13 protein-coding genes are annotated in these 16151 nt (G+C 61.5%); all 13 read left to right on the top strand.

Annotated features, from left to right (window positions below; all coding sequences use genetic code 11):
- Nucleotides 1-75: 75 nt before the first annotated feature.
- Nucleotides 76-2298: a chemotaxis protein CheA gene (gene cheA / locus C793_RS0100785; RefSeq protein ID WP_017429036.1), complete on the top strand. Its 2223-nt coding sequence runs from the start codon at nucleotides 76-78 to the stop codon at nucleotides 2296-2298.
- Entirely contained in the window at nucleotides 2295-2795 is a 501-nt protein-coding gene (gene cheW / locus C793_RS0100780) for a chemotaxis protein CheW (RefSeq protein ID WP_017429035.1), read from the top strand. Before cheA ends, cheW begins: the two co-directional genes overlap by 4 nt.
- A 198-nt stretch (nucleotides 2796-2993) precedes the next feature.
- Nucleotides 2994-4211, top strand: coding sequence for a methyl-accepting chemotaxis protein (locus C793_RS0100775; protein WP_017429034.1), 1218 nt, complete (start codon nucleotides 2994-2996; stop codon nucleotides 4209-4211).
- A 50-nt stretch (nucleotides 4212-4261) separates the two neighbouring features.
- Complete coding sequence (locus tag C793_RS0100770; protein ID WP_017429033.1) at nucleotides 4262-5098, top strand: CheR family methyltransferase; 837 nt, start codon at nucleotides 4262-4264, stop codon at nucleotides 5096-5098.
- 92 nt (nucleotides 5099-5190) lie between these two features.
- Nucleotides 5191-6252 (top strand): protein-glutamate methylesterase/protein-glutamine glutaminase, encoded by a 1062-nt coding sequence (locus C793_RS0100765; RefSeq protein WP_017429032.1) that lies wholly within the window; start codon nucleotides 5191-5193, stop codon nucleotides 6250-6252.
- A gap of 101 nt (nucleotides 6253-6353) precedes the next feature.
- Nucleotides 6354-8066, top strand: coding sequence for a methyl-accepting chemotaxis protein (locus C793_RS14765; RefSeq protein ID WP_017429031.1), 1713 nt, complete (start codon nucleotides 6354-6356; stop codon nucleotides 8064-8066).
- 106 nt (nucleotides 8067-8172) lie between these two features.
- A complete protein-coding gene (cheY, locus tag C793_RS0100755; protein WP_017429030.1) occupies nucleotides 8173-8562 on the top strand; it encodes a chemotaxis response regulator CheY in 390 nt (129 codons plus the stop codon).
- 42 nt (nucleotides 8563-8604) lie between these two features.
- Nucleotides 8605-9300, top strand: a complete 696-nt coding sequence (cheZ, locus tag C793_RS0100750; protein ID WP_017429029.1) for a protein phosphatase CheZ — start codon at nucleotides 8605-8607, stop codon at nucleotides 9298-9300.
- Between the two features lie 149 nt (nucleotides 9301-9449).
- Nucleotides 9450-10607, top strand: coding sequence for a flagellar biosynthesis protein FlhB (flhB, locus tag C793_RS0100745; RefSeq protein WP_017429028.1), 1158 nt, complete (start codon nucleotides 9450-9452; stop codon nucleotides 10605-10607).
- Nucleotides 10604-12688 carry a flagellar biosynthesis protein FlhA gene (gene flhA / locus C793_RS0100740; RefSeq protein WP_017429027.1) on the top strand — a complete coding sequence of 695 codons (2085 nt, stop codon included), beginning with the start codon at nucleotides 10604-10606 and terminating at the stop codon, nucleotides 12686-12688. Before flhB ends, flhA begins: the two co-directional genes overlap by 4 nt.
- 45 nt (nucleotides 12689-12733) lie before the next feature.
- Nucleotides 12734-15064: a flagellar biosynthesis GTPase FlhF gene (flhF, locus tag C793_RS0100735; RefSeq protein ID WP_017429026.1), complete on the top strand. Its 2331-nt coding sequence runs from the start codon at nucleotides 12734-12736 to the stop codon at nucleotides 15062-15064.
- Nucleotides 15061-15672, top strand: a complete 612-nt coding sequence (locus C793_RS0100730; RefSeq protein ID WP_017429025.1) for a hypothetical protein — start codon at nucleotides 15061-15063, stop codon at nucleotides 15670-15672. Before flhF ends, C793_RS0100730 begins: the two co-directional genes overlap by 4 nt.
- A 39-nt stretch (nucleotides 15673-15711) precedes the next feature.
- Nucleotides 15712-16131: a flagellar protein FlhE gene (locus C793_RS14175; protein ID WP_083871868.1), complete on the top strand. Its 420-nt coding sequence runs from the start codon at nucleotides 15712-15714 to the stop codon at nucleotides 16129-16131.
- Nucleotides 16132-16151: the final 20 nt, after the last annotated feature.

Here is a 16151-nt window from a genome sequence, read left to right as displayed (position 1 = left end):
CGGGTTTTACGGGCAAGGCGCCTGTTTGGCATATCGTATTTGGCATAAAAAGACGACCTGGCAAGGTAGGACGGCATGGATATAACGGATTTTTTTGATACTTTTTTTGAAGAGGCCGAAGAGCTGCTGGCCGATATGGAGCAGCACCTGCTGGATCTGGACGTTGATGACCCGGATGGCGAACAGCTCAATGCCATTTTTCGTGCCGCCCACTCCATCAAGGGCGGGGCAGGCACTTTCGGCTTTAATGTGCTGCAAAAAACCACGCACATTTTTGAAAACCTGCTGGATTACGCGCGCAATGGCGAGTTGGCGCTGCGGACCGACCTCGTTGATACGTTCCTGGAAGCAAAAGACATCATGCATGATCAGCTGAATGCCTACCGTAGCGAGGAAGAGCCCGATCACGATGCCTTTGTGCGTATCTGCCAAACCCTGCAGCAAATAGCACTCGATGAAATCGGTGCGGAGCTGGAAGCGGCAAAGGGCGCGCCGATTGCCAACGCGTCGTCCGGCGGCGACAGCGGTTCCAAGGCATCGGCCGAGAGTGCAGCAGCCTCGGAGACGCCGAAAGAAAGCAAGTCGGAAGCAGGCGGTGAGGCAGGTGATGGAGACGGCGACACGCATCTCAAGGTAGCGCTGCTGGATGTCGGCGAGAAGGACCGGACGCTGCTGGTTGAAGAGCTTGACCAGCTGGGCCATGTCATTGAGCAGTCGGGCGATGAAAAGCGCTACGAGGTAACGCTGAGCGGAAACACCAGCGCTGACGATATCGAAGCCGTCATGTGCTTTATCATCGAGCCCGAACAGATCGAAATCACCGATGCCGCGCCGGCGGAGTCCGCTGCCGGGGAAAGTGCGCCAGAGCATGACAGCTCGGCCTCATCCGATCAGACAGCCGCTGCCAGCGAAGCGCAAGGTTCCGCATCAGAGCCCCAAAGTGCCTCGCCGGCATCCGAGGCCGCGCCGGCAAAGGAAAACGACAAAACACCGGCTCAGAGCCAGCCGGACAGCCCACCCAAGGCGCCGAAGAAAAAGCCCAAGCCCAAGAAAAAAGCCCCCGAGTCAACCTCCATTCGTGTGTCCGTGGACAAGGTGGATCAGATCATCAATCTGGTGGGCGAGCTGATCATCACTCAGTCGATGCTGGATCAGACAGTCAGCGATCTGGACGATCAGTCGGTCGGCAACAGTTCACTGCAAAATGGCATGAGCCTGCTGCAGCGTAACGCCCGTGATCTGCAGGAAGCGGTCATGTCGATCCGCATGATTCCGATGGAGTTTGTGTTCAGCCGCTTTCCTCGCGTCGTGCGTGATACCGCCGGCAAGCTCGAAAAGGACATAGAGCTTGTCACCGAAGGCAAGTCCACCGAGCTGGACAAGAGTCTGGTCGAGCGCATTACCGACCCGCTGACCCACCTGGTGCGCAATAGTCTCGACCACGGTATTGAAATGCCCGACGACCGCGAGGCCGTGGGTAAGCCGCGCACGGGCCAGTTGACGCTCTCCGCTCGCCACCAGGGCGGGAACATCCTGATCGAGGTCAAGGATGACGGCGCCGGCATGGACCGCGAAGTGCTGCTGAAAAAAGCTCGGGAAAACGGCCTCAACGTGAGCGATACCATGCCGGATGAAGACGTTTGGCAGCTTATTTTTGCCCCGGGGTTTTCCACTTCCGCAGAAGTGACCGACGTCTCCGGCCGCGGCGTGGGGATGGACGTGGTCAAGCGGAATATTCAGGCCATGGGCGGCCGCGTGGAAATTCAGTCAAAAATGGGCGAGGGCACCAACACCAGCATTGTGCTGCCGCTAACGCTGGCCATTCTTGACGGCATGTCCATCAAGGTTGGCGAGGAAACCTTCATCCTGCCGCTGTCTGCCGTTCTCGAGTCGCTGCAGCCGGCCAAGGAAGACATGTACGCCATGGCCGGTGACGATGTGGTGCTCAAGGTCCGCGATGAATACCTGCCGGTCATCGCCATCCACGAAGTGTTTGACGTGGAGGGCGCGATTACCGACCCGACCCGCAGCATTGCCGTTATTGTTCAGGGCGAAGGCCGGCGCTATGCCTTGCTGGTAGACGAACTGTTGGGCCAGCGGCAGGTGGTGGTCAAGAACCTGGAAGACAACTATCGCAAGGTACCCGGCGTATCGGCCGCCACTATCCTGGGCGATGGCAGTGTATCCCTGATTCTGGATATTACCGGCCTTCACCGCCTGAGCCGAGCGCGAAAAGAAGCCGGCAACCATGCCAACCAACCAACCCCGGTCCTGTCGAAGGAGGCTGAGTCATCATGAGCCAAACGAACAACGATGCGGTGCAGGCCGCTTCAGAAGCGGAAAACCGCGAATTCCTGGTGTTTTCCCTGGGCGAAGAAGAGTACGCCATTGATATTCTCAAGGTTCAGGAAATCCGCGGTTATGAAAACGTTACCCGGATTGCCAACGCGCCGGATTTCATCAAGGGCGTCACCAACCTGCGCGGCGTGATCGTGCCGATTGTCGACCTGCGCATCAAGTTCAACCTCGATAGCGTCGAATACGGCGGCCAGACCGTGGTTATCGTGGTGAACGTAGCCGATCGTATCGTGGGTATCGTGGTGGATGGTGTTTCCGACGTGATGACGCTGACGCCCGAACAGATCAAGCCGGCACCGGAATTCGGGGTAACGCTGTCTTCCGATTTCCTCAACGGCCTTGGCAGCCTGGAAGACCGCATGCTGGTGTTGGTGGATATCGACAAGCTGTTGACCAGCGAGGAAATGGCGCTGGTTGAAAGCACTCGCGACAGCTAGCGGTAGCGCTTCGGCCGGGCATAACGATCGATTGTTGTGACGGCATGGCTGTCACAGCATGATTGTAACGACTCGGCTGTAACAACACGGTTGTAACGGCATGCCGGATGGCGCCGGCGACAAGGACAATTGCTCCGGTACAGAGTCGGCTATCAAGCAGATGAGACAGGTGGGTGATTAGAGTTGCTGCGCAATATAATGTACAACATGACGGTACGACTCAGCTGGATGCTGGTTATCGTAGCCTTCTCGCTATTGATACTGCTGGCGTGCGGCGTGGGGTACTACGCCCTGGATCAGGGCAGCCAGCTGATGGTGCATGCGAGCGACACGCGTCAGGCTGCTTTTGAAGAACTCGCCGGGCACATGCGCTGGCTGCTGGCAGGCGTTCTGGTACTGACAGCGCTGACCGCCCTGGGGGTTCTCTGGGGTGTCGCCGTCAACGTACTCCGCCCGCTGGATCGTTTGGTCGGTCATTTCGAGACAATGGCACAGGGCGACCTGAGCCAACGCTCCGTATCGCCGGGCAACAATGAAATTGGCCGCCTCTATACCGCCATGCAACACATGCAGGCCTCGCTGGCCGGCACCGTGGGCGTGGTGCGCGAGAGTAGCGATTCGATTCATGCCCGCGCCGAGTCGATTGCCCAGGGAAATAACGACTTTGCGGTGCGGACCCGGCAGCAGGCGACTTCGCTTGAGCAGACAGGGTCCAGCATGGAGGAACTGGCCTCGGCCGTTGAGCACAATGCCGGCAATGCCCGGCAGGCCAGCCAGCTGGCCGGCGATGCCACCCGAACGGCGCAGCGTAGCGGCGAGGAAGTGGGGCAGATCGTGGAGACCATGCAGGACATCAGCCATAGTTCACATCAGGTTGCCGATATTATTACGTTAATAGACAGCATTGCGTTTCAAACCAATATTCTGGCGTTGAATGCGTCCGTTGAAGCGGCGCGTGCCGGCGAGCACGGCCGCGGCTTTGGTGTCGTGGCACAGGAGGTTCGTAGCCTGGCCGGGCGCAGTGCTGATGCCGCGCGAGACGTTCGTGCGCTGATCGATACGTCGCTCGGCAAGGTGGATGCGGGTACCGATACGGTGCATCGCGCCGGCGAGACGATGCAGCAACTGGTGACATCGGTGCATCAGGTCAACGATATCGTGGACGATATTGCCGCGGCCTCCGGGCAGCAGACCCAGGGCATTCATCAGGTCAACCAGGCCGTCACGCAGATGGATGATGTTATTCAGCAGAATGCCGAGCTGGTGCAACAGGCGTCGCAAAGCGCCAACCGGCTCGAAAGTGACGCCTCGCGTCTTCAGGAGACAGTGAAACGCTTCCGTGTTGGCACGGAAGGACAGGATGCTCTGCCGTCCCGGCAGGTATCGGCCCCTGCGGCGTTGCAGGAGGTCTCTTGAGCGAAATGTCTGCCGGAATGGGTGGTACTGCCTGGAAAGGTAGCAGCCACATGGAACGTGATCTGATTCTGACCGACGCCGACTTCCGGCGCATCCGGGAGCTGATTTATCAACGTGCCGGTATTGTCCTCGCCGAACACAAGCGGGAAATGGTGTACAGCCGATTGGCCAAGCGGCTCCGGCATCATGGTCTGACACGCTTCAGTGATTATCTGGCCAAACTTGACCATCATCCCGACTCCCACGAGTGGGAAACCTTTACCAATTCGCTGACGACCAACCTGACGGCGTTTTTTCGTGAGGCGCACCATTTTCCCCTGCTGGCCGACCACCTCAGGAAGGTGGGCGGTCCGGTCAAAATCTGGTGTGCGGCAGCCTCAACCGGTGAAGAGCCCTATTCGCTGGCCATGACCCTGGTGGAAACGCTGGGTGCACGCGCCAGTCAGTCCCGGATTGTGGCGACGGATATTGATACCGAAGCGCTGAAAAAAGCTCGCACCGGCGTCTACCCGCTGGATCAGGTGCGCAAAATTGATGAATCGCGGGTCAAGCAGTTTTTCCAGAAGGGAACCGGGCGGCGTTCGGGATATGCGCGCGTACGTTCCGACGTGGCCGAGCTGGTCGAGTTCAAGCCGCTGAATCTGCTGGACTCGCGCTGGCCGGTAGAGGGTCCGTTCGACGTGATTTTCTGCCGCAACATCATGATTTACTTCGACAAGAAAACTCAGGCCGACATCCTGAGGCGCTTTGCCCCGCTGCTCAAGCCCGACGGGTTGCTGTTTGCCGGGCATTCGGAAAACTTTTCCTATATCAGCCCCGAGTTCAAGCTGCGTGGGCAAACCGTTTATACCCTGGCCGCCCACTCCCAGGCAGCCCCGAAAAAGTGATCCGATAGGAAAGCTAAGGGTATCTCGGGAGGTTGTGATCCGAGGTGGCATTTAGCTTGCTTACCGGGTGCCCAACTGAAAGGAGGCATGCGTTGAACGCAAGAAAAATCAAGGTTTTATGTGTCGATGACTCGGCGTTGATTCGTGACTTGCTGACCGAAATCATCAATACGCAGGCCGATATGGAAGTCGTTGCCGTGGCGCCGGACCCGCTGGTAGCCAGGGATCTGATCAAGAAACACAATCCCGATGTCATCACGCTGGATGTGGAAATGCCGCGTATGGATGGCCTGGACTTTCTTGAGCGGCTGATGCGCTTGCGTCCGATGCCGGTGTTGATGGTGTCATCGCTGACGCAGTCCGGTTCGGAAATTACCCTGAAGGCCCTGGAGCTGGGGGCGCTGGATTTTGTTGCCAAGCCCAGCCTGGGGATCCGCAACGGCATGATGGAATATGCCCAGGAAATTGCCGAAAAGCTGCGTGCCGCCGCCCGTTCACGGCCGCGTCAGGCAAGACACAAAAACACGCCACCCAAACAAACGGTCAAGGCCCCGATGGTGTCCAGTGAAAAGCTGCTGATCATCGGTGCTTCTACCGGCGGTACCGAGGCCATTCGCGCCGTGCTTGAGCCTTTGCCGGCCAACGCGCCGGCGGTATTGATTACCCAGCACATGCCCGGCGGGTTCACCCGCTCCTTCGCCGAACGCCTTGACCGCCTGTGCAAAATCACGGTCAAGGAAGCCAGCGACGGCGAACGTGTGCTTCCGGGGCATGCGTACATTGCACCCGGGGATCAGCACCTGAAGCTGGTGCGCAGCGGCGCCAACTATGTCGCACGACTGGATAACGGCCCACCAGTGAATCGGCATCGACCGTCGGTGGATGTACTATTCCATTCGGCGGCCGAGCAGGCGGGCAAAAACGCCATCGGCGTGATTCTCACCGGCATGGGCAGGGATGGCGCTCAGGGGCTCGCGGAAATGCGTCAGTCGGGTGCGGCAACGCTGGCCCAGAACGAGGAAACCTGTGTGGTTTACGGCATGCCGCGCGAGGCGCTGGCCAACGGTGCAGCGGCCGAAGCCGTTGCTCTGGATGATATCCCCGGTCGCATGATGTCGCTGGTAGCGGCCTCCGGCCACGCCCAACGCGTCTAGAGAACCGCAATCCAGAGAACAATAGTCCAGAAACAGCAATCCAGAAAACGACAGTCCAAAGAACAACCACCCGATTATTCAACGCGACAGGGAAAGCTCGTATGGTAACGTTTTTGCGCCGGATCAGTATCCACAAATTGATGATTGCGGTGCTGGTTTGTTTCGTGGTGCTTTTCATCGCCTTGTTAAGCATGATGAAAGTAAGTGAGCGCTCCGCTGACGAGGCTCTGGATACGCTGGTGACGATCAACGTGAACCAGCTGAATGAAATCAACCGGGCTGATTCGCTGCTGCGCGGTGCGATGGGTGAACTCGAGGTGGCTGCAAGCCAGCTGGTCAGTGGTCGGGAGGGTTCCGTCGCCAACCGGCTGACATCATCGCAGGATCTGGTCCGGCGCGCCGAAAGCCGTTTTAATACGTTCAAATCCGTGCCGGTGACGCCACGAGGCGAGCCCCTGGTCAACGAGGTCAAAACGACGTTCAGCAAGGTGATCGGGCTGGTGCGCGATCAGCATGACCGGCTGGAGCAGGGTAACGTTGACGCCTTTCATGCGCAGCGCGAGCGTATGGGCACGTCGCTGGATGCCATGTATGCCGCGCTGAACGAATTTGTTCACTATGCCGACTCGCGCGGTGAAAACGTCATCAGCGACCACGACGAGCTGACCGGCATGTTCCAGTGGGCCCGGATCGGGTTGCTGGCGGTGTTGGTGCTGGTCGTAGCGATCATTTATCTGGGCTTGCGCAAAATCGTGATTCGCCCGCTGCAACAGGCAGTGAGCCATATCGAGCGTATCGCCCGAGCTGATCTTACCGGAGAGGTCCGCGTGCTCAGCCGTAACGAGATCGGCCAGCTGTTTGCTGCCATGCGCGACATGCAGCAAAGCCTGACCCAGACCGTCGGCAATGTGCGCGAGGGTACGGGGACGATTTACGGTCGCGCACGGGAAATCGCTGGCGGCAACGCCGACCTGTCCTCGCGTACCGAAGAGCAGGCGTCTTCGTTGCAGGAAACCGCATCCAGCATGGAGCAGTTGACCGCTACCGTGCGGCAGAACGCCGATAATGCCCGCCAGGCCAACGGTCTGGCGCAGGAGGCCACCAAAACCGCCGAGCATGGCGGGGAAGTGGTGGGCCAGGTGGTCAGCACCATGCACGGTATTTCGCAGAGTTCGCAGCAGGTGGCCGATATTACCGGGCTGATTGACTCCATTGCGTTTCAAACCAACATTCTGGCGCTCAACGCCTCGGTCGAGGCGGCTCGCGCCGGCGAACAGGGGCGTGGGTTTGCCGTGGTGGCCGGAGAGGTACGCAATCTGGCCAGCCGCAGCGCTGATGCCGCGCGCGAAATCAAGACGCTGATCGACGCCTCGGTTTCGCAGATCAACGAAGGCTCGACGCTGGTGGAGCAGGCCGGCTCGACCATGGAGGAAACGCTCAGCTCGGTACGCCGGGTGACCGATATCATGGATGAAATTTCGGCAGCCTCGAATGAACAAAGCGACGGCATTGAGCAGGTCAGCCAGGCGGTGGGCCAGATGGACCAGGTAACACAGCAAAACGCTTCGCTGGTTCAGCAGGCTTCGATTGCCGCCTCGGCCCTTGAGGACCAGGCCAGTCGTCTGGAAGATGCCGTGTCCGTGTTTCAGCTGAGCGGCCATGGCGGCGCGTCTTCCGCGACCCTGCCAGGTAATGCGTCCGTCTCGGCACAAACAGCGCGTGAAACATCGCGCCGAGAACCGCATAATGCGAAGGCAGCGCCGGATATCCCGGCTTCGTCGGCGAGCGATACCGACGACTGGGAAGAATTTTAACGACGCGATTGACCACGCGCCCGTACCGGGCGCCTGGCGTATCAACTGACGGGTGCCCGTGCCATGGGGCACCCTACCCATGCCATGTACACAAAGAGGATCACAAATGGCAGACAAGAACATGAGCTTTCTGGTTATTGACGACTTCCCCACCATGCGCCGCATTGTGCGCAGCCTGCTCAAGGAGCTGGGGTTTACCAACGTCGAGGAAGCCGAGGACGGCCAGGATGCACTGAACAAGATGCGCGCCGGCAACTTCGAGTTTGTGGTGTCCGACTGGAACATGCCCAATCTCGACGGGCTGGAAATGCTCAAGGAAATGCGTGAAGACGATGCGCTCAAGGACCTGCCGGTGCTGATGGTCACGGCCGAAGCCAAAAAGGAAAACATCATCGCTGCCGCTCAGGCCGGTGCCAACGGCTACGTGGTCAAGCCGTTCACGGCTGCGACGCTGGAAGAGAAGCTCAACAAGATCTTTGACAAGCTGGGCAAATGACATCGCGATGATACGGCGGCGTAAACACAGAGGGGCACCCACATGAGTCCGAACGATCAGGCCGAGTCGGCCGAGCCATCTGATGAAGCCTCCGATGAGTTGATTCATCGTATTGGCAAGCTAACGCGCATGTTGCGTGAAAACATGCGCGAGCTGGGCCTGGACAAGGAAGTGGAAAAGGCCGCGGAAGCGATCCCCGATGCGCGGGATCGTTTGCACTACGTCGGGGCCATGACCGAACAGGCGGCCGAGCGCGCGCTCAACGCCGTGGATCGTGCCCAGCCGGTGCAGGATAAGCTGTCCGAGCGCGCCCAGTCGCTGGATACCCGCTGGGCGCAGTGGTTTGCCGAACCCCAGGAGCTGGAAGACGCCAGGGCACTGGTCAGGGATACCCGCTCGTATCTGGGTGAGGTGCCCGACATGACCTCTGATACCGGCAAGGAACTTCTTGAAATCATGATGGCCCAGGACTTTCAGGACCTGACCGGCCAGGTGATCAAGAAGATGATGGACGTGATCCGCGAGATCGAGCAGCAGCTGGTACAGGTGCTCATCGACAGCATGCCCGAGGCCGACGCACGCGAAACCATGCAGCGCAAGGCCGAAGATCAGTGGGAAAGCGAGAATAATCGGCGCAACGAAGAGCTTTTGAACGGGCCACAGGTCAAGGATGATGAGCCCGAGACGGTCAGCGATCAGGACCAGGTCGACGATTTGCTCGACGACCTGGGCTTTTAGCCTCTACCTGATGGGCTGTGCCCGACCGTGACCGCAGGGAAGCGCTGTTGCACCTGCTGAATCGCCCGGGAACCGGCAGCTGCCAGCGACGTTGAGGCGGCGCTTCAAGGCATGTTTTTTCATGGCGCATCGCGTCAAGGCAAGTAGTAATGGCAGATAGCGATAGCGACGAGGAAAAAACCGAAGATGCCACGCCCCGACGCGAAGAAAAAGCGCGCGAGGAAGGGCAGATACCGCGCTCACGCGAGCTGACAACCTTTCTTATGCTGCTGGGCGGGGTCATTGGCCTTGCCGGCATGGGGCCGACGCTATTCGGCAAGATCGGGGGGGTGATGGAGCAGGCCTTTCTGTTTGATCGCCGCCAGGTGTTTGAAACCACGTCGATGCTGATCGCTGCGCTGGATTCGGGCAAGCGCGTGCTGTTTGCCATGATGCCGTTATACTTGCTGCTGGCCTTGATTGCCATGGTCGCACCGGCGCTGCTGGGGGGCTGGCTGATTTCCGCCAAGTCGATGCAGCCCAAGATCTCCAAGCTCAACCCGGTGTCCGGCATCAAGCGCATTTTTGCCCTTCAGGCGCTGATCGAGCTGTTCAAGGCGCTGTTCAAGGCCTTGCTGGTTGGCAGCGTGGCGGCCTCGTTTTTGTATCTCAACGTGGGCAAGTTCCTGTCGCTGATGGATCTGTCGGTACGCCAGGGGCTGGCAACGGCACTAATGATGGCCGCCCAGGCGGCCGGTCTGATGGTGCTGGCGCTGATCGTGGTTATTCTGATTGACATCCCTTTCCAGCTTTACAGCCATGCCAAGAAATTGCGCATGAGCAAGGACGAAGTCAAGCGCGAGCACAAGGAGTCAGAGGGTGATCCCCAGGTCAAGGCACGCATCCGCCAGCAGCAGCAGGCGATGGCGCGCGGGCGCATGATGAGCGAAGTCCCCGACGCCGACGTGGTCATTACCAACCCGACCCACTATGCTGTGGCGCTCAAGTATCAGGAAGGCAGGATGGGCGCGCCGCGCCTGGTAGCCAAAGGGGCCGACGCGGTTGCCGACAGGATTCGCGAGGTCGGTGAAGACGCCCGCGTTCCCCGGCTGGAAGCCGCACCGCTGGCACGCGCCCTGTACCATCACGTGGACCTGGATACGGAAATTCCCGCCCAGCTGTATACCGCTGTTGCCGAAGTCATGGCCTGGGCGTACCGCCTGAGGCACGTTACCGACCAAGGAGGCGAGGTGCCCCCAACCCCCGAACACCTTCCGGTCCCGCCGGAAATGGACAGCCGTAACAACGGCAGTGAGGCATCGCCATGAAAAGCATGACTCAGCTTTTCAACCAGCGTGACTGGATGGGCGAGGTACGGATGAAGCTGCTGGCCGGGCCGCTGCTCATCCTGATGATTCTGGGCATGATGATTCTGCCCCTGCCGCCCTTCGTTCTCGACCTGCTGTTCACCTTCAATATCGCCCTGGCCATCCTGGTCCTGCTGGTGAGCATGTTTGCCGAAAAACCGCTGGAATTTGCCGCGTTTCCCTCGGTGTTGCTGTTTACCACGCTATTGCGCCTGTCCTTGAACGTGGCCTCCACCCGGATCGTACTGTTGAACGGCCATGAAGGCGGTGCCGCAGCGGGCAAGGTGATCGAAGCGTTCGGTACCTTTCTGGTTGGCGGCAACTTTGCGGTGGGCCTGGTGGTTTTCATCATCCTGGTGGTGATCAACTTCATGGTTATCACCAAGGGCGCGGGCCGTATTGCCGAAGTGGGCGCGCGTTTCATGCTCGATGCCATGCCCGGCAAACAGATGGCCATCGACGCCGACCTCAACGCCGGACTGATCGGTGAAGAAGACGCCAAGAACCGCCGCGAAGAAGTCGCTCAGGAAGCCGACTTTTACGGCTCCATGGATGGCGCGAGCAAGTTCGTGCGCGGCGACGCCATGGCCGGCCTGGTGATCATGGTGGTCAACGTGCTCGGCGGGCTGATGATCGGCATGCTGCAGCACGGCATGGGCTTTGCCGATGCCGGCCAGACTTATACCCTGCTGACCATCGGCGACGGCCTGGTCGCACAGATTCCCGCGCTGGTTATCTCGACGGCCGCCGGCGTTACCGTATCGCGGGTCAACACCGATCAGGACGTTGGCCAGCAGATGATGAGCCAGCTGTTCGTCAACCCGCAGGTGATGATCCTGGGCGCTATTGTCATGGGGCTGTTGGGCATCATCCCGGGCATGCCCAACCTGGTCTTCATTATTTTCACCGTGCTGCTGGCAACGCTGGCGTGGTTCCTGACCCGGCAGAAGGATCAGCAGCTGGTCGAGCAGGACATGGCGGAAACGCCGGTTCCGGTTCAGGAAACGCCGGAGGCCAGCTGGGACGACGTCCAGCTGGTGGATACCCTGGGGCTGGAAGTCGGCCACCGCCTGATCCCTCTGGTGGATGCGCGTCAGCAGGGAGAACTGCTGGGGCGCATCAAGAGCGTGCGCAAGAAATTTGCCCAGGAAGTCGGCTTCTTGCCCCCGGTGGTGCATATCCGCGATAACCTGGAGCTCGATCCCAGCGCCTATGTGCTGTCGCTGAAAGGCGCCGAAATCGGGCGCGCCGAAGCCCAGACCGGCAAGTGGCTGGCGATTGATCCCGGTCAGGTATCCGGCGAGCTGCAGGGCACGGCCACCGAAGACCCGGCTTTTGGCCTGCCGGCGGTGTGGATCGACAGCGAACAGCGCGAACATGCCCAGGTATTCGGCTACACCGTGGTCGATGCCAGCACCGTGATTGCGACCCACCTGAACCACCTGCTGCACCGTCACTCGCCGGAAATGCTGGGGCGTCAGGAAGTGCAGAAACTGCTCGATAAAGTGGGTGACGATCAGAAGGCCCTGGTCGAGGAAGTGGTGCCCAAGGCCATCTCGCTCACCGTGCTGCAGCGCATTCTGCAGCACCTGCTGGAAGAAGATGTCTCCATCCGCGATATGCGCACCATTCTCGATACCCTGGCCGAATACGCACCGCAGCAGCAGGATGCCGGCGAGCTCACCTCGCTGGTGCGGGTCGCGCTGGGGCGTGCGATCACCCAGCAGTGGTTTGTCGGCCAGGAGACGCTCAACGTCATGGGGCTGGATGCCCAGCTGGAGCAGGTTCTCCTGCAGGCCATGAACGGCAACGGCGCCATGGAGCCGGGGCTGGCGGATACGCTCATGACGCAGACCGAGCAGGCGCTGGGGCGCCATGAAGAAGCCGGCGAGCCGCCGGTGTTGGTGGTGCAGCACTCGCTGCGCGCGGTTCTGGCACGCTTCCTGCGCCGTCGTTTGCGACATCTGGTGGTCATGTCGCAGGCCGAAATACCCGATGATCGCACCCTGCGCGTGGTGACGGTTGTCGGCGGCGGGTCCTGATCGCGTGCGTCGGACACCAAGGTTAACCCAGCTAAAGGATAAAGCATGAGCGTAAGACGTTTCGTGGGAGCCACCAGTCGTGAGGTTATGCGCCAGGTTCGCGATGCGCTCGGCGACGATGCGCTGATTGTGGCCAACCGCCGGATGGACGATGGCGTGGAAATTCTGGCCATGGCCGACGGGGCGGTAGACGGCCTGGCGTCATCCGCGGCCGATGCGCCGGCGACGCCGCCTCCCGCCAGAACCCCTGCGGGCAGCTATGCGCAGGTTCAGCAGCAGGCGCAGCAGGCACAGCCCGCTCCCTCGCAGCCGACTTTCTCGCAGCCAACTTCCTCGCAGCAGACGCCTTCGCAGCCGCCCTCTACGCCGCCATCATCCGCATCGTCGTCGTCGGCAAGCCCGGCGGACCCGGTGGCTACCATGAGCGAGAAGCTGCTCAGGGAAATGCAGGACATGCGCGAGCTGCTCGCCGGCAGCACCAGCGTCCCGGACAAGACGACGCCCCAGGGCTGGCGCGTGCGTCTGCATCAGATGCTGTTTGATCTGGGTTTCAGCGTGGAAATTGCCAACGAGTTGCTGGAAGGGTTGCCGGCCGAGCTCGCCGCGTTGCCTGAAGACAATGATCAGCCACTGGCCTGGCTGCGCGAGCAGCTGGTGCAAAAGCTGGCGGTACTCGATGACGAAGACGCTTTTTTCGACCAGACCGGTATTGTCGCGCTGGTCGGCCCCACCGGCGTGGGCAAGACCACGACGACGGCCAAGCTGGCCGCGCGCTTTGTCATGCGCCACGGCACTCGCCCGGTGGCGCTGGTTACCACGGACAGCTTTCGTATCGGTGCCCACGAGCAGCTGCGTATCTATGCGCGTCTGCTGGATATTCCCATGTACGCGCTGGATGCCGAACAGCCCATTGATGATTTGCTGCACCGACTGCAGGGCAAACAATGGGTAATCGTCGATACCGTCGGCATGAGTCAGCGCGATCAGCGTGTTATCGAACAGATCGCCCATCTGCAGGACGGCCACTCCCGGGTCCGTATGGCGCTGCTGCTCAATGCCGCCAGCCAGCCGGAGACGCTGGAAGAAGTCGTCCTGCGCTACCGCCAGGCCGCCCGCGCCGCGGGTGCCGGGCTGGATGACGGGATTATTACCAAGCAGGACGAGGCCGGCCGCCTGGGACCGGTGCTCGACATTGTCATGCGCCACGGCATGCGCGTGCTGTTCGGCTCTCACGGCCAGCGAGTGCCCGAAGATATGGCGGTGGCCGACGCTTCCGAGCTGATGAGCCAGGCGCTGGACAGCGCCGCCCCGCGAGCGGCGGGCAGCACCCAGGCGCCACCTCCGGCACCGGTACGTCTACCGCGCTGGTCGCAGGACGTGCTGGGGCAGGGGCGCCGCCTGTCGTCGCTGCTGGGACGCTTGCGCAGCCGGGTTGGGGGCTTTGACGCCCTGGAACAATGCTGGGACCTGGCCGCGATGCCCGGCGCTGTGCAGCTGACGCGGCTTGAACAGCTGCTGGAGATGTATCCGGCAGACGGGGAAGCGCTGGGTGTGCGCTGGTCGGCCAGGCGCAACGAGCGCGGCTGCGACTGGGCCATGCCGGACGTGGGGCTGGATCCGGATGGCGCGACCCTGGCGCTGCCCTGGCTGCAGCACCGCCAGCCCGCCGGGTGGCAGCAGCGTGTGAAAACGCTGACCGAGCGCGACGGTATTGCCGTGCACCTGTTGCCGACGCTGCCCGATGCGGCAACCTGCGATTGGCTGGAAGCCGGCAGGCTGACCTGGGTCAGCCAGTCCCGCGGGGCGCAGCGAGTGTATGCCGACGGCGAGCGGACATCGCTGCGCCAGTTGTTTCTCGACAGCACCCTGACCCATCAGTCGGGCGTGCGTTTTCGCGCCCGGGACATGCAGCTGTGGAATGTCTACGCCGAAGTCTCCGATGACGAAGGCCGGCCGATGCTGGCGTGGTACGGTGAGGTGTGCGATCCCGAAAGCGCCAAAACCGTGGTGCGCCGCTACTGGCTGACACCGCGCCGGCTGGGTGCCGAAGTGTTGTCACTGCTGATCACTCAGCTTCAGGGAGAAGGGCTGGCTGCGCTCACCAGGCGGGCTTTTGAGCAAATCAGAAACGATGACGACGGTGATGTCAGCGCCGAAGTGCGCCTGCTTATGGCCAGCGGTGCCGCAGCCGTTGTCGGCCACCTGGACATGGCCGATGATGAGGCCGCCGCCACCCTGCGGCGGGATTTGCTGGCGCTGCTGGGTGCCCGTCGGCGGCGCCGCGATACGGCCATGCTCGATGCTCTGCTGTATGCGCTGATGGCGCGCGATGCGATCCGCCAACTGGGTAGCGTCAACCAGGAGGGCGTGGTGTGAGCGGTAACCGGACGGATCAGGCCGCCGGGCTGCGCCAGTGGGCGAGCCTGCAGCGCCATCAACAGGCCGATGACGGCGACAACGCCAGTGCCGACGCCAACGCCAATGGCGAAGCCAATGAACGTATGCCTGACGTTGCCGGCGCCTCCCGGGCCAACGCTGCGCCGACATTGCCCGATACAGAGCCGGCGCCGTCACCGCCGCCGCAGCGTTCGCCGCGTACTCGGGCCGTGCTCATGGTGGTCGGGCTACCCGGCCGCGGGCCGCGCCAGATGGAGCGCGTCAAGGAACGCCTCGGCCAATGGTCGGCACTGGGGCGGCGCTGGGCCGGTACGTCGGACGACTGGGATGTCCGCCCGGTGATGCCCGACGATCCGGCGCTGCCCCGCCTCGCGCAAGAGCACGCGCGCTGGGCGCTGTGGGTCGACAGCAGCGCCGATGCCTTTACCGAGACCTATCGCACCCTGTGCGACCTGGCTCGCGGCGGGGGCCCCAGGCGCCTTTTGGCGCTGCACGAGCCGCACTTGCCACGCGCCGGCTTGCTGGATAACTTGCAGGGAGCGGCTCACGCCTATGCCGGCATCGACCTGCTGGTGCTGGCCCGCTAGCAGCGTCGGTGAATCGCCGAACGCGGAAGGGAGAACAGCATGCGCCATGTAACAACGCCCTCGCGGTTACCGGGGCTGTGCCTGACGCTGCTGCTGGGCGCCGGGTTGACGCCCGGGTTGGCGGCGACCGGCAGCTGGGTGGTATCGGTGCCGGGCAGAATGGTGGCGATGAGCGACCGTACCAGCGCCACCCAGGCGGCGGTGCCGCCGGCCTCCGCCGACGTGGCGGGGCGCGTCATGGGGCGCGTGCAATGGCGTTTTGCCACGCCGCCGGGCAGATTGGTCGATGCCTGGCTATGCCATCCGCAGGATTGCCTGTCGCTGACACAGCGGCGTGGCACAACTCGCGCATTTGCCGGCTATCCTGCCGATGCGCCATTGGAATTCCGTTTTCGTTTGCCCCCCGGGGAAAGCCCGTTTCGCGTCAAGGAGTCAACAGTCATCGTGAACTATCAATAAGGGCAACGGGACGTATCAAG

The sequence above is a fragment of the Vreelandella jeotgali Hwa genome, assembly GCF_000334215.1.
Classification (GTDB): domain Bacteria; phylum Pseudomonadota; class Gammaproteobacteria; order Pseudomonadales; family Halomonadaceae; genus Vreelandella; species Vreelandella jeotgali.
Note: the sequence above shows the minus strand (reverse complement) of the source record. Positions and strands in the feature narration are given on the sequence as shown.